Annotated in this window: 15 protein-coding genes; 6 read left to right on the top strand and 9 right to left on the bottom strand. The window is 68.3% G+C overall.

The window, feature by feature from the left end:
- Positions 1–2 precede the first annotated feature (2 nt).
- The gene (locus F1C10_RS10605) at positions 3–1,130 is read left to right on the top strand and encodes a DSD1 family PLP-dependent enzyme (RefSeq protein WP_185206044.1); all 1,128 of its coding nucleotides are present in this window, start codon (positions 3–5) and stop codon (positions 1,128–1,130) included.
- A 42-nt stretch (positions 1,131–1,172) separates the two neighbouring features.
- Here the strand turns inward: F1C10_RS10605 and F1C10_RS10600 are convergent, their stop codons facing one another.
- Positions 1,173–1,505 carry a hypothetical protein gene (locus F1C10_RS10600; RefSeq protein ID WP_258042851.1) on the bottom strand — a complete coding sequence of 111 codons (333 nt, stop codon included), beginning with the start codon at positions 1,503–1,505 and terminating at the stop codon, positions 1,173–1,175.
- A gap of 24 nt (positions 1,506–1,529) precedes the next feature.
- On the opposite strand from F1C10_RS10600, the gene F1C10_RS10595 reads away from it, so the two are divergent.
- Positions 1,530–1,706, top strand: a complete 177-nt coding sequence (locus tag F1C10_RS10595) for a hypothetical protein (protein ID WP_185210302.1) — start codon at positions 1,530–1,532, stop codon at positions 1,704–1,706.
- A 156-nt stretch (positions 1,707–1,862) separates the two neighbouring features.
- On the opposite strand, the gene F1C10_RS10590 is transcribed toward F1C10_RS10595, so the two are convergent.
- The 5 genes from F1C10_RS10590 to F1C10_RS10570 form a co-directional block, all read right to left on the bottom strand.
- Positions 1,863–2,474, bottom strand: a complete 612-nt coding sequence (locus F1C10_RS10590; protein ID WP_185206040.1) for a TetR/AcrR family transcriptional regulator — start codon at positions 2,472–2,474, stop codon at positions 1,863–1,865.
- Between the two features lie 62 nt (positions 2,475–2,536).
- Complete coding sequence (locus tag F1C10_RS10585) at positions 2,537–3,289, bottom strand: TetR/AcrR family transcriptional regulator (RefSeq protein ID WP_185206038.1); 753 nt, start codon at positions 3,287–3,289, stop codon at positions 2,537–2,539.
- Positions 3,290–3,517: 228 nt separating this feature from the next.
- Positions 3,518–6,502 carry a TonB-dependent receptor gene (locus F1C10_RS10580; protein ID WP_185206036.1) on the bottom strand — a complete coding sequence of 995 codons (2,985 nt, stop codon included), beginning with the start codon at positions 6,500–6,502 and terminating at the stop codon, positions 3,518–3,520.
- 379 nt (positions 6,503–6,881) lie between these two features.
- Positions 6,882–9,305 (bottom strand): zinc-dependent metalloprotease, encoded by a 2,424-nt coding sequence (locus F1C10_RS10575; RefSeq protein ID WP_185210189.1) that lies wholly within the window; start codon positions 9,303–9,305, stop codon positions 6,882–6,884.
- A 102-nt stretch (positions 9,306–9,407) separates the two neighbouring features.
- On the bottom strand, positions 9,408–10,295 hold the full coding sequence (locus F1C10_RS10570; RefSeq protein ID WP_185206034.1) for a DMT family transporter: 888 nt from the start codon (positions 10,293–10,295) through the stop codon (positions 9,408–9,410).
- Positions 10,296–10,336: 41 nt separating this feature from the next.
- On the opposite strand from F1C10_RS10570, the gene F1C10_RS10565 reads away from it, so the two are divergent.
- The gene (locus F1C10_RS10565; protein ID WP_185206032.1) at positions 10,337–10,597 is read left to right on the top strand and encodes a hypothetical protein; all 261 of its coding nucleotides are present in this window, start codon (positions 10,337–10,339) and stop codon (positions 10,595–10,597) included.
- 116 nt (positions 10,598–10,713) lie between these two features.
- Here F1C10_RS10565 and F1C10_RS16570 read toward each other — a convergent pair whose 3' ends face one another.
- Entirely contained in the window at positions 10,714–10,881 is a 168-nt protein-coding gene (locus tag F1C10_RS16570; protein WP_219729734.1) for a hypothetical protein, read from the bottom strand.
- A gap of 93 nt (positions 10,882–10,974) precedes the next feature.
- On the opposite strand from F1C10_RS16570, the gene F1C10_RS10560 reads away from it, so the two are divergent.
- A complete protein-coding gene (locus F1C10_RS10560; protein ID WP_185206030.1) occupies positions 10,975–11,502 on the top strand; it encodes a VOC family protein in 528 nt (175 codons plus the stop codon).
- Between the two features lie 139 nt (positions 11,503–11,641).
- The gene (locus F1C10_RS10555) at positions 11,642–11,962 is read left to right on the top strand and encodes a multidrug efflux SMR transporter (RefSeq protein ID WP_085809035.1); all 321 of its coding nucleotides are present in this window, start codon (positions 11,642–11,644) and stop codon (positions 11,960–11,962) included.
- A 4-nt stretch (positions 11,963–11,966) separates the two neighbouring features.
- Here the strand turns inward: F1C10_RS10555 and F1C10_RS10550 are convergent, their stop codons facing one another.
- Positions 11,967–12,737 carry a hypothetical protein gene (locus F1C10_RS10550; RefSeq protein ID WP_185206029.1) on the bottom strand — a complete coding sequence of 257 codons (771 nt, stop codon included), beginning with the start codon at positions 12,735–12,737 and terminating at the stop codon, positions 11,967–11,969.
- A gap of 78 nt (positions 12,738–12,815) precedes the next feature.
- Here F1C10_RS10550 and F1C10_RS10545 point away from each other — a divergent pair, with 78 nt between their 5' ends.
- A complete protein-coding gene (locus tag F1C10_RS10545; RefSeq protein WP_185206027.1) occupies positions 12,816–13,703 on the top strand; it encodes a fatty acid desaturase family protein in 888 nt (295 codons plus the stop codon).
- 29 nt (positions 13,704–13,732) lie between these two features.
- On the opposite strand, the gene F1C10_RS10540 is transcribed toward F1C10_RS10545, so the two are convergent.
- The gene (locus tag F1C10_RS10540) at positions 13,733–14,203 is read right to left on the bottom strand and encodes a PaaI family thioesterase (protein ID WP_185206025.1); all 471 of its coding nucleotides are present in this window, start codon (positions 14,201–14,203) and stop codon (positions 13,733–13,735) included.
- Positions 14,204–14,210 lie beyond the last annotated feature (7 nt).

The raw sequence follows: 14,210 nt of genomic DNA, 5'->3' as shown, positions 1-14,210 counted from the left end.
CGATGACGTACAGCGAGGGTCTGCACGGCGCGCTGATCGGCCAGCCGGGATCGCGCGACCGGCTCAACACGCCGGCGCTGATCCTCGATCGCGACGCGTTCGACCGCAACGTCGATCGCATGGCGCGGTTCGCGCGGACGCACGGACTAGCGCTGCGGCCGCACGCCAAGTCGCACAAGAGCGCCGACATCGCGCGCGCGCAGCTCGCGGCGGGGGCGGTGGGGCTGTGCTGCGCCAAGCTGGGCGAGGCAGAGGCACTCGCCGACGAGAGGATCGACGGCCTCCATCTGACCTCGCCCGTCGTCACCGCGCCGGCGATCGCACGGCTCGCGGCACTGGCCCGGCGCACTGCGTCGCTCAGCGTCGTGGCGGATCATCCCGATCCGGTCGACGCGCTGGCGGTCGCCGCGGCGGGCGGAGCGCCGGTCACCGTGCTTGTCGATATCGATCCGGGCATCCACCGCACCGGCGTCGCCTCGCCCGAGGCGGCGGTCGCGCTGGCGCAGCGGATCGTCGACCGGCCGTCGCTGCGCTACGGCGGCGTGCAATTCTACTGCGGCGCGCAACAGCATGTAGTGGGCTTCGCCGACCGACGCGCCGCAATCGCCGAGCGTACCGCCTATCTCACCACCTGCCTTGACGCGCTGGCGGCGGCCGGCCTGTCGCCGCCGGTAGTGACGGGCGGGGGCACGGGGAGCCATGCGATCGACGCCGAACTCGGCGTGCTCACCGAACTCCAGGTCGGCTCGTACATCTTCATGGATCGCGAATATGCCGACTGCGACCTCGACGGCAGCGGCACGCCGCCGTTCGAGACCGCGCTGATGGTCGACGCGCGCGTCATCAGCGCCAACGCGGCCGGAATGGTGACGATCGATGCCGGACTGAAAGCGTTCGCAACCGAGGCGGGCGCCCCGCCGGTGATCGCCGGGGCGGAGGCGCGCTACCGCTTCATGGGCGACGAGCAGGGCGCGCTGATCGGCACTGAATTGCCAGAGCTGGGTGGCCGCGTGACGTTGGCGACGCCGCACTGCGATCCCACCGTCAACCTCTACGACGCCTATCACGTGGTCAGCAGAGACACGCTTGTCGCGATCTGGTCGGTGACGGCGCGGGGGCGCTCGGCGTAGGTCCGGTCGACGTAGGTCGGCTCGGCGTAAGGCGGCGGGCGATCAGTGGCGGAAGCGCTCCTTGCGCTGCGCCATCTGGTCCGCACCGATGCTGTCGACGACCTGCTCGTACTGCGCGTCGGTGAAGCCGGCGGCGCGGAAGCGCTCCACTTCGCGGCCCTCGACGACATAGCCGTGATGCCAGCTCAGCACCGCGATCCGACGTAGCGCCTCGAGCCGCTCGTCCGCGAGCCACGGGTTGGGGCGCATGCCAAAGACGGTGCCGAGCGCGGTCGAGAGTCGGCCGGGCGTACGCAGCGAGGACAGCCGGTCGTGCTTCGCCAGCGCCACCACCAGCCATTCGAGCGAAGTCAGCGTGGCCGGGACGGTTGGCACGGCCGGCGCGATCGTAAGAGCGACTTGGCCGCCGACGGCGTCCCCTTCGGCAAAGGCGAGATAGGCCATGCGGATACCCTTTCATTCGGCGGCCATCGCGCCGCGCAGCGGCATTCGACCGGGGTGGCGGCGTACGCGACCACGCCCGCATCGCCCGCCAAAGCAGCGGTCGGCGCGGCGTCTCGCGCGACGCTGCGTTGAGCTTGCCGCGCGTTACCGGGCGACAGGTGACGAAACGAAGATGCCGACTTCCTGTCCGGCCATCTTCTATACCAAGCGGTATAGAAGCGGCTGCCGAGACGGTCAATCGCTATTTGTACCAAGCGGTATTTATTTCACTGCGGCTGGCCCATCACCTCAGCGGCTCGGCCAGACTGCCATGCTGGTGTCGATCAGCCGCTCAAGATCCGCGCGCGAGGCGCCCGATCCCGCCTGGATCGCCATGCCCTGCAGCAGCGCATAGAGATAGCTCGTCAGCCCCGCCGGATCGACGTGCGCGGGCAGATCGCCGTCGCGGCGCGCCTGTTCGAAGCGCTCGACCAACAGCGCCTGCGACGAGGCGCGCCGCGCGATCACGTCAGCGCGAATCGACTCGGCCTCGGCGCCGCACGCCACCGAATTAATGATCCCCATGCAGCCCTTCGGATCGCACGTGCTGGTCTGCGCCTCGAGCGCGCCGCGCATGTAATATTCCGCCACCGCGCGCGCCGTCGGCTGCAGCAGTGCCTCGCGCGTATAATCGAGCTTCTCCGCCTCGTAGAGGTCCAACGCCTTGTGAAACAACGCTTCTTTGTTGCCGAATGCGGCGTACAGGCTCGGCTTGGTAATGCCCATCGCTTCCGTCAGATCGGCGAGCGACGTCCCCTCATATCCCTTGCTCCAGAAGACGCGCAGCGCAGCGGCGAGCGCCATCTGCGTGCAGAATTCACGCGGACGGCCCTTGGGCGCGGACAGGACGGCAGTTTCCATAACGAACGGTATATATATCTGCTGTCGCCGTTATCCAACCCGTGGACATGCGGCGCACGGCATCAGCGCGACGGCAGCGCGGCAGGTTCGGCGTTGGCGGCGGGGCGGCGCGGCCGCGTGCGGCGTCGCGTCGCACCGCGCGCGTCGCACGTCTCACGCAGGCCGCCCGCGACGAACGCGATCAGCCGCTCCTTCGCGTCCGCCATGTCGTAGGCGGCGCAATCCCCGCCCGCCACCGGCACCGCCCGCCGGGTGCCGCACAGCGTGATCATCAGCGCGCCCGACAGGAAGTGGCAGCCCCACAGAATGTCCTCATTGTGACAGCCGGGCAGCGCCTTCTTCAGCAACCGCATCAGGCGCAGCATGACGGGATCGAAGTGCGTGTCGATCAGCGCCTCGCCGGGCGACCGCGGCTCGCTCATCCGCGCGCCCAGCGCCCCGAAGTGGCGCCAGCCGCGGTCACTGCACGGCGAGCGGTCGGCGTCGGTATCGAGATAGGCGTGGAGAATGCCCTCGAGCGTGACGTCGCCCGCATGGTCACGTTCATAGGCGAGAAGCGCGTCCATCCGCCGTTCGCTGGTCATCGGCGTGCGCTGCGCGATGACGGCGTCGAACAGGTCCTGCTTGTCGCGGAAGTAATAGCGCATCAGCGAATTGTGCACGCCGACGTGCTCGGCGACGTCCTTAAGCATGACGTGCTCGATCCCGCGCTGCGAGAAGAGCTCCTCCGCCGCATCGAGGATGCGGTCCATCGTCGCGGTGTGATGCTTCGCCTTGGGATCGTGCGGCAAGGCTTTGTGTTCGGTCTTGGTCATGTCGGCCCCGCTCACGCTGGAGAAGGATAGCTGTCGTTGACATGCCAGAAGGGCGTCGGGATGCGCGTCGCGGGCGGATCGATGGTGCGGCGCCAGGTCGCCGGCATGGTTCGGGCGATCCCCGCGCCGCGATCGGACACAGGGTGCCACGTACCTGTCGGAGGCCCGAACAGTCCTCCTGCTGAAGGCTGCCGGCCGGTCCGTCGAAACGGGCCGGCCGGCAAGCGATCAGAACTTGAAGCCGGCGGCGATGCCGTAGCGGCGCGGCTCCAGCGTGAAGATGTTGGTGAACAGGCCGGACGACTGGTCGGTGAGGTACAGGCCGGTCGTGGCGTTGTTGTCGAACACGTTCTGGATGAAGCCGCGGACGAACCAGCGCTCGTCCATGCCATTGAGCTGGATCTGCGCGTTGACCTGCTCGTAGCCCTGGATGCGGTTGATCCGGCCGTTGAAGATGTTGCCGAAGCTCTCGCCGGTGTAGGTCAGGTCGGCACGGGGGACGAGGCTCATCCCGTTGGCGAAGTCGAACGTCTTCTGCACGCCGGCGGAGAATTTCACCACCGGTGCTTGCGGCAGTTCGTTGCCCTTCAGGCTGACACCGATGCCCTCGAGCACGCTGATCGCGCCCGCGGTGCCGGCCGACGCGCCGGTCAGCACCGAGCAGAGGCCGAACGCGCCCGTCGCGGCGCCGGTGTTCGAGTCCACCGGGAAGGCTGCCGGCCCGCGCAGCCCGAGCGCCGCGTTGACGCCGGCGACGAACGCCTGCGCCGTCGCCGCGCCGCCGGTGTTGGCGCGAACGACGCAGTTCGAACCGTTGCCGATATCCTTGATGATGACGGTGTTGGGGTTGCCACCCGACACGTCACGCTGGTTGATGAACGGGGCGTCGGAGCTGACTTCGGTGTTGAGGTAGCTCGCGCCGAAGTTGACGACCCAGCCCGGACCCGGCCGCACGACCGATTCGAGCTCGACGCCCCAGATGTTGGCATCGATGTTGTCGTTGATCGATGTGCGTGCGACGATGCGGCTGAGCTGCAGCCCCTTGTACTTGTAGTAGAAGCCGGTGAGATTGAGCGTCAGCTTGCCGTCGGCGAAGGTATTTTTCGATCCGATTTCGAAGGCGTTGATGATTTCCGGCTGGAACGCGTCGGGCACCGTCAATCCGGGCACTTGCACCGGCGGGTTGAAGCCGCCCGACTTGTAGCCGCGCGAGTAGGACGCGTAGAGCAGATTGTCGTCGGTGATCTTGAAGTCGAGCACCGCGCGGCCAGTGATCTCGTCGAACGTCTTGTTGCGCACGGCGTAGGGCTGGATACCGGCAATGACGGGGTCGGCATCGTACAGCGCGGCGCGCGGCGCGTCGAACGCGCTGCCCGTCTGCGTGTACGGCACGGCGAAGCTCGCCAGCGTCGAGCGCGAGCGGACGAACTTCTTGTCGTTGTTGTAACGCGCGCCGAGCGTCAGCTTGAGCGTGTCGGTGAAGTCGAAATAGGCCTCGCCGAAGATGCCGTAGGATTTTAGGCGGAACAGATCGGTGTTGCTGCGGAAGAACGGTGTTGCGGAGAATTCCGGCGCGCGGCCGGCACCCAGCGCCCCGACCGAGCCGAGGATGCCGGCGACATAGTCGATCGCGAAGGCGTTGACGTAATAGTCGCCGTCGCGAACCTTGGCATCGACGTAGATGCCGCCGAGCAGGAAGTTGAACAGGCCGTCGAAATCCGACGAGACGATCGCTTCGGCCGACCAGTCACGCGTCCGTTGCACAGACCGGTCATAGGCGTTGGGGATCGGGCCGCAGCGGCTGAACCCGCCGTAGACGCCAAGGCCCGACTTCTCCGGCAGCGACGTGCACAGATCGCCCTGCGGCCCGTTGGGGATCAGCGCGCGTGCGATCGGCTGGAAATACGCCGCCGGCAGTCCGGGCACTGCGCCCGCCGCGGCTGCCGCCAGCGTGTTGAGCGTCGGCTGGATCAGCGACCGGTTGCTGACGCCGAGGTTGTAGTCCTGCGACGAGTCGACCGTGGTTTCGTGGTAGAAGCCGGTTAGCTGCGCCTTGATCGGCCCGAAATTATGCTCGAGCCGGCCCTGAACGGTGAGCTCGTCGGTCTCGTATGTCGGGTTGAATGCGGTGAACACCTCGCGCGGATCGTTGAGGATCGGGTTCCCGGCGTAGCCGTCCTGGCCGTACAGGCTGCCCAGCCCGAGCGCATTGCCCAGCGCGGGGCTGCCGAAGGCGATCGACAGGAACTCGCGGCTGCCCAGCGTGCCGGTGAAGGTCGAGTTGGTATTGGTACGCCCGCCGTCGCGGCGATTGTTGAGGCAGCCGAGGACGCCGGTCGGATCGGTCTGGCACAGCTGCTTCTGGATACGCAGGCGGTCGTCGTCTTCCTTGAAGTACGACACGAGCACGTCGACCGTCGTGTCGACCGACGGTTCCCAGCGGATCGATCCGCGCACCGAATACATGTCGCGGCCGTCGATGCGCGTGTCGTTGAAGGTGTTGAGCGTGTAGCCGTTGCGATTGAGGTAGAAGCCCGCGACGCGCACCGCGAGCGTTTCGCCCAGCGGCACGTTGATCATCGCCTTGGCACGGATCGAATCGAAGTTGCCGTACTCCGCCTCGCCGGACGCCGCGAACTTGTCGGTGCGCGGCTTCGCGCTGATGAAGTTGACGACGCCCGACGATGCCGATCGGCCGAACAGCGTGCCCTGCGGGCCGCGCAGCACCTCGACGCGCTCGAGATCGAAATATTCGGTCTCGAAGATGCGGGTGGCGAGCAGCGGCGAGCCGTTGAGGTGGATCGCGGTCGCGGCGTCGCACGAGATACCGACGCACAGGTCGCCGATGCCGCGGATGGTGAAGCTCGCGCCCGAGAAATTGCCTTTGGAGAAGGTGACGTTGGGCAGCGTCAGCTGCAGGTCGGACGCGTTGTCGATCTGCTGCGCCTCGAGTGCGGCGGCGGAGAAGGCGCTGACCGCGATGGGCACTTCCTGCAGCGTCTGCGCCTGGCGCTGCGCGGTGACGACGATGTCTGCGCCGTAGCCGGTGCTCGACGCGTCGCTGCCCGTCCCTCCCTTCGCACCCGTGCCCTGCGCGGGCGCCGCACCCTGTGTCACCGCTGCGTCGGCCGGCGCGTTCTGTGCCAGCGCCGCCCCCGGCAGCAGCGCGACCAACGCCATGGCGGTCGCGCCGAACAATTCGATCTTACGCATCGACATCCTCCCTCAAGGCCCGCGCCGGCTTGAGCCGGTCTACGGTTCGTTATGCCAATTAAAGCTGCGCCTGAAAATTTCGTGCGTCAAGTTGTCCACGCAACGATGTTTCAACTGGAAAACGACGCGTTTCCCAAACGATAGTTGATCGGCATGGTCTTGTGCGCTGCGGTAGAAATGAAATTAAATTGGCAATTGAAAATAAGTGAATATGTGAGCGAACATTCCCCCTCAAGCGTGATCACCCATCAAAGATTGTTACGACAGCAACGTTGACCCACGAGCGCGTCGATCCGAGCCGTATCGAGCCCGGCTCGCGCGCGTTCTGGCCAAGTAAAGCATCGTGGCTGTCGGATCGTCCCGCGCGCACGACGGCTTTTTACCGATCGTCGCTGCCGATCGGCATGCCGGGCGGGATATCGGGCGTGGCATCGTCACGCGCGAGTTCGGCGCGCAGGGCGTCCTGATCGAGCAGCAGCCGCGCCGTCGCGGCGGCCCACGCATCGTCCTTGCTGCGCCGCACCTGCGCCTGCGCCCAATCGGTGACCGCTGCGTCGATCATTCCTGCGGCGAGCGGCCCCGTCGCCGCATCGCGCGCGCTCCTTGCGAGGCTTATCAGGATACGTCTGCCGACCACCTGCCGTACCGCATCGGTGCGCGGTGTCGCGGCGCGATTCGACGCGATGGCGATCAGTCGTGCGGCAAGCTCGGCGGGGCCGGGCACGCGCGAATCGCGCCGGTGCTGATCGGCGATGCGGGCGAGCCGCGCGGGAGCGAGGAGCGCCTCCAGCGTCACCTGCGCGGCGACATCGGCGGCGACGAGTGGGGCGAACACCGTGCCCCCCGCGGTGCGCATCACCTCGATATCGAACTGGCGATCGCTGTCGCCCGACCAGCCCGCTGACAATGCGGGGATCAGCACCTCGGGCACGTCAAGCGTGGCAGGATCGAGCGTCGCGAGCAGCGCGTCGAGCGCCGCGGCCTGCGCCAGTCCAGGCACCGCCGCCGCCACTCCGTGCCCGTCGCCGGCCATCGCATATTCGGACTGCACCCCGCCGACGAGCTTCGCCGCCGCCTCCACCTGATAGCGATGCAGCAGCCATATCGGCACGAACTTGCGCCGGAGGTTCGCCGCCGGCTCGTCCGCGGCGAGCGCACCCGGCCCGAACCGCGCGACCGCGGCGCGGCGCACCTCCATCATCCGCGTGAGTTCGGCGACCGGGTCGGCGCCGTCGTCCCACAGGCTGCCCCATGGCTGTGCGCTCGATGCGGCGCGCGCGTTCTCGTCCGCGACGAAACGCAGCCCGCGAGCCTGCGCGGCGGCGGCCTTGGTGCGCGCCGCAGCGTCGGAATCAGCGCCCGCCGGATCGCCGTACAGCCAGTCGATCGCATAATCGTCCCACGCGCCGAGCCCTGCGCCGTACGCGTCCGACAGGTCGGGCGCGCCGTCGACCAGCCCGATGCGCGGGGCGGGATAATCCATCACCGACGCGCGATCCTGCGTGCTGCCTGCAAAATTGTGGAGGAGGCCGAGCGCGTGGCCCACTTCATGCGCGGCGAGCTGGCGGATGCGCGCCAGCGCGACCTGCGCGGGATCGTTCGGCCCGCCGCTACCGGTCTTCGCCGCGCCGACCAGTCCCTCGTAGATCAGCATGTCCTGCCGCACGCGCAGCGAGCCGAGCAGCACCGCGCCCTTCAGGGTCTCGCCGGTGCGCGGATCGGTGACGGCATAACCGTACGACCAGCCGCGCGTCGCGCGATTGACCCAGTTGACGACGTTGTAGCGCAGGTCGAGCGGGTCGGCGCCGTCGGGCAGGATCTCGACGCGATAGGCATCGATATAGCCTGCGGCGTCGAACGCCTGCTTCCACCATGACGCGCCTTCGCGCAGCGCGGTACGGATCGGCTCGGGCGCGGCATTGTCGATATAGAAGACGATCGGGTTCTTTACGCGCGATCGCTCGGCCGCGGGATCGGTTTTCTCCAGCCGGAAGCGGTTGGCGAGGTTGCGGACGATCTGCCGCCCGAGCGGCGCGCCGAAATCGAGGATCTGCGTCGAGAAGCTGCCCCCGCGCGGATCGAACGTGCGCGGCACGTAGCCGGCGGCGGGAAGGGCGACGAAGCTGTGCCGCACCACCAGCGTGAACTGACGCGGATCGGGCGCGATGTTGCGCACCTCCGCGCCGGGCGTGTCGCTGGCAAAGGTCTGCCGCGCCTCGAACTCGAGGTTGAGCGGAAACGCCTTCACCGCGTTGACGTCCGCCGCGCTCAGCTCGCCGACGAGTTTCCATCCCTTCTCGCCGCCGGCCTTGAGCTGATCGGCGATGCCTTTGGTATCGCGCGCGAGGAAGGGTGCGATGTCGACCAGCAGGCGGCCGTCCGCGGCGGGAATCGCATCGCCCAGCCACAGCGTCGAGGTGGCGAAGGCGTCGCTCGCCGCCGCGGCCTCGGCGGCCGACGCGCCCGTCGCGCGGAAGCGCGGGTTCTCCAGCTCGAACGCGACCTTCTTGCCCAGTCGGCGGACCAGCAGCATCTGCGCCGGCCCTGGCTGCGCGCGATCGAGCCCGATCGGTGCCGAGCCGAGCCCGGTGCGCAGCGCGGTGGTGTAGAGCATCCGCGTCACCACGCCGTCCTTGCCCGCTGGCGGCAGCGACAGGAGGATGCGCCCGTCGGCGCGATCGACGTGTACCGGCACCAGCCCGTCGAGCCGCTCAGTTCCCGCGAGCGGATCCTTCGTCGCTTGCGCGGTCGCGACCGGCGCGATGGCCAGCGCCACCCCGAGCAGCAGCGTCGATCGGATCATCATGGCGTCGTTCCCCCAAGAAGTGCGGGCGACCGTAGAAACGTGTGCCGCGCTTGCAAATGGCCTTTGCATGAGGCGGCGGGGGGCTGCGGCGGAGGGGGGCTAGGCCTGTTCGCGCTCCGCCAGCAGTGCGCTCGCCGGGCGCTGGCGCAGCGCCACTACCAGAACGCCGGCGAGCGCGAGTACCGCGCCCGCCACCATCCGCGCGTCGAGCCGATCGCCCGTCAGCATCACGCCGAACGCGATGGTGAAGATCGGCGTCATCAGCGTCAGCGGCGCGAGCAGATTGGCCTCGTAGCGCTGGATCAGCCCGTAGTAGCTCGTGTGCCCCAGCACCGAGACGACGAGCGCGGCGAACAGCACCGCGCCGACGAATGGCCAGCCGACCGCCGCCGCGCTTCCCCACTGGTTATGTTCGAACGCGGCGGAAGCCAGCGCGAGCGGCACGAACGAGACCAGCCCGACCCACGCCTGGAAACGCAGCGGCTTCACGTCCTCCACCTGCTTCATCAGCACGGCGCCGAGCGATCCGGTGAACGCCGCACCGACGACGAACCACAGCCCGGTCGACAGCGCGATGCCGTCGGGGTTCCACACCACCAGCAGCACGCCCGCCAGCGTCAGCGCGATGCCAAGCGCGCGGCGCCAGTGGATTCGCTCGCCCAGCACCACGATCGACAGCAGGGTCGTAAACGGCACGCCGATCTGAATCACCACCGCCGCCGCCGACGGGCTGGCGCTCTGCAATCCGATGAACAGCAGTGCGAAGTTTCCCGCGCCCATCAGGATGCCGATTGCGACGATGCGCCAGCGCGGGCGCGGCATCGGCAGCAGCCACGGCAGCGTCGCCGCGATGACGATCGCGAAGCGGATCGCGGCGAAGAACAGCGGCGGCACGGCCCACTGGCCGACGACGATCTTGCTCAGCACGTTGCTATAGCCCCATACGAGGCACACCAGCACCAAGAGCAGGAAATCGCGGAGCTTCATCGTGGGGGCGCCGTGGCAGAGACGAGCGCGGGACGCCACCCATGGCCAGAAAGAAGCGGTATCTGACGGCGACGATGCCCGACGGCTATACCAAGACGATCGGGCCGACCGCGGCGCCGCTGACGCATTACTGGCGGATCGTCGCCGAGTTGGCGAACGGGCGGACGGAGGTGTTCTGGGGGCATGAGAAATCGCTGAAGGACGCGCAGGCGAAGGACGCGGCGACACGCGACGCCGCCCGCCAGCGCGGCTGGACGCGCTACGCGTTCGAGATCGCGCCGCTGGTCGAGACTGCGGCATGAGCCGCGGCCGCGATCCCGTCCCGATCGGTTATTACGCGTGGGTCTTGCTGTTCGCGCTGTGGTGGCTGGTCGGCTACGTGATGGGCGAGCGTGGCGGCTGACGATCAGGACGCTGATCAGCCCGCAGCGACGAACTTGCCCTTGCGCCGGCTGGTGAGGTGAAAGTGTCCACACCGATCGCAGCGATAGGTTCGCAAGCTGCCGTCCCACGTCGCCGCCGCCAGCGCGGCGTCAACACTCGGGTAGCGCGCCTTGCGCCGGCACGTGCTCAGCTTGCTGCGCATCGCCTAGGCGCGCGCCGCAACGAGAGAAGGTGGCGTGGTCATGCAACCGTCCGCCGCCCCCCGCTGTTCTCGCCTGCGTATCGGGAGACGCACGTGGGCAACATCAAGGGCATCGAACATATCGGCATCACCGTGCCGCAGATCGAACAGGCGGAGGAATTCTTCAAGGCGGCGTTCGGCGCCGAGACGCTGTACGCGCTGATCGAGAAGGGCGGCAAGCCGCAGGTCGGCGAGGAGATGCACGGAAAGAACGGGCTCGAGCCCGGCGCGCGGATCATCGCGATGCGAATGATGCGCATCGCCGACGGCGCGAACGTCGAGCTGTTCGAGGTCGACGGTGTCCACGGTTCCACCCCTGACGGGCCGACGCGCATGGGGCTGCACCATTTCGCCCTCTACGTCGACGATCTCGACGCGGCGGCAGACCGTTTTCGCCAGGCGGGCGGCACGATGCTCGACGGGCCGATCGATCTCGGCGGCAAGGAGAAGGGACCTGGCAATCAATGCTGGTTCGGCAACACGCCGTGGGGGCTGCACGTCGAATTCGTTCATCTGCCCGCCCCGATCGCGCTCGACGATCCCGAACGCACGGGTCCGCGCTGGATGCCCGCGGGCGTCTGACAGGCCGGTACGGCGCTGAATGGCGGCGGGTGGACAGGCCGGGCGACGCGCTCTATCGGGCGCGGCGTCGCGTGCGCCTCTTACGGGTTTCCGGCCGCCGCATTTCCGCTAGAGCCCGCAAGATCAGGAGCCAGGCCATATGGCATGGGTCATCCTCGGCGTTGCCGTCGTCACCGAAATCATCTGGGCGCTGAGCCTCAAATGGGCCGCGATGCAAGGGACGTTGCTCGCCTCGGCGGTGCCGATCACGCTCAGCTTCGTCAACATGGGGCTGCTCGCGCTCGCGATGCGCGGGCTGTCGGCCGGCACCGCTTATGCGGTGTGGACCGGGCTCGGCGCGGTCGGCGTCACCATCTTCGGCGCGGTGATCTTCGGCGAGCGGCTGGCGCCGATCCAGATCGGCTTCATAGCGCTGATCATCGTCGGCGTCGTCGGCACCAAGTTCTTCGCGCCCGCCTGACCGCTCAGTCGATCCTCGCCCAGGCGGCCTTGCCGATCGCGTCGTAGCGCCGCATCGCTTCAATCATCGCCGCGCGCCGATCGGTGTCGATCATCGCGGTGGGCAGCAGCGGATCGCGGTTGATCGCGCGGATCACCGCCTGGCCGAGCAGCAGCGTCTCGCGCGCCGCCGCCTCCAACGACATTGCAGGAAGCCGCGCCTCGCTCACCGCCATCTCGGCGACCCAGTGGTGATAGCTGCGCTCGATCGCGGCGGCCGGCCACAGGCCGCGCCACGCCGCATCGTCCGCCGCCGCGGCCCTCGCGTTGCCGAGGATTGTCGCCCCGTCGTCGAGCCCAAGCGCCACCAGCCGCGCAGCGGTCTCGTCGCCCGATGCGGCGAGATTGTCGGGCCGCACCCACGCGCCCCAGTCGGTCCGCGCCAGCCCCAGCAACGCAAGCGCGCGCTCGCGCTGTCGCAGTCGGCGCTTGTCGGTACGCCCGAGATGATCGGTCGCCACCACCAGCCAGTTGCCGTGCCAGTCGCGCACCCGGCTCTCCGCCGTGCGCCAGCCGCGCGCGAGATCGTTGAGTGCGACGCCCGCCGTACCGATCGCGTAGACGCCGCGCTCGATCTGCCGGACGCGCCCCTCGCGCACCAGCCGGGCCAGCGCCATGCGCACCGCCGCGGCGTCCGCGCCGACGATCCCCGCGCGCCGCACCAGCGCGCCGACGCGCATCGTCGCCCCGCCGCTGGTAGACAGAAAGGCAAGAACCAGCGCGCGCGCGGTCGGCAACTCATGCCAATCTTGTAACTCAAATTGACTCAGGGTGGCGCTCACTGTTACATATCGTTCGAACCGAGGGCCTATAGCATGACAGCCGCACGCTTCACCGATGTCTTGTCGCGCGACGAGATCGCCGCGCTGACGCGTATGTCTGACTGGCGCGGCGCTTGGACGGTAGCGGTCAACTGGGCGCTGATCGCGGGCGCCTTCGCGCTCGCGGCGGCGTGGCCCAACCCGCTGACGATCGTCCTTGCGATCCTGGTGCTGGCGGGGCGGCAACTCGGGCTCGGCATCATCGTCCACGATTGCGCGCACCACGCGCTGTTCCGCTCGCGCCGTCTCAACGAGCGTGTCGGCCAGTGGCTTGCGGGGGTGCCGATGAACACCTCGCTCGCGAAGTATCGCAGCTACCACCTCAAGCACCATCAATATGCCGGGACGCCGCGCGATCCCGACATCGGCTTCGTCAAGAGCTATCCCGTCGAGCGACTGTCGCTGCGGCGCAAGTTCGTCCGTGACCTGACGGGGCGTACCGGCATCCGCGACCTGCGCCAGTTGCTCGCGCGGTTCAGCTGGGGTGAGCAGGGGCCGTGGGTCGTCTTTCACCTCGCGCTGTTCGGCGCGCTCGCCGCCGCAGGCGCGACGTGGACCTATGCCTTGTGGTGGGTCGCCTATCTGTTCGTCTATCCCGCGATCGTCCGGCTGCGGCAGATCGGCGAGCACGGTGTCGCGGCGGACCGCGGCGAGCTCGACCCGCGGCGCAACACCTCGACGACGCTGGCGCGCTGGTGGGAGCGGCTGTTCGTCGCGCCCAACCACGTCCACTACCATCTCGAGCATCACATGGCGGCGACGGTACCGCCTTACCGCCTCGCCGCGATGCACCGCCTGCTAAAGGCGCGCGGCTTCTACGACGGGCACGATTGCGTGCGGCGGGGCTATGGCGACGTGCTGCGCCGCGCGGTGCGCGCCTGACGGGAGGGTGCGCCTGACTTGAGAGGGGCCTAGTCGGCGCGCCCGCCCGGCCGCCGCGTGATCTTCTTGATCACGCCAGAGAAGCTCATCACCGCTTCGCCCGCGTCATCGATCGTGCCACGTACGAAGATCAGGCTGCGCCCCGCTTTGGTCACCTCGCCACGCGCCGTCAGCAGCTGGTCGGGGCGGGCGGCGCCGACGAATTCGGCATTCAGCGTCGCCGTCACGCCGTGAAACTCGGGCAGCGCGGCAGATGCGATCATGAACAGCGAGAAATCGGCAAAGGTCAGCAGCGCGCCGCCGTGGACGTTGCCGCCGCCGTTGCGATTCTTCGCTTCCGGGCGAAAGCCGCACTCGATCGTCCCGTCTGCCGTGTAACGCGCGAAGAACGGCCCGGTATGATCCTCGAACGGGTCGGTGCCCGGCCAGCGCAGCCAGCCTTGCCACGGTCCTTGCGTCACCGGCACCAGCCGGACGCCCGGCGTCGTCGTCGTATCCAAGAGCTTC

The organism is Sphingomonas sp. NBWT7, assembly GCF_014217605.1.
Taxonomy (GTDB): Bacteria; Pseudomonadota; Alphaproteobacteria; order Sphingomonadales; family Sphingomonadaceae; genus Sphingomonas.
The sequence above is the reverse complement of the archived record's forward strand: the minus strand, read 5'-3'. Positions and strand labels throughout refer to the sequence as shown.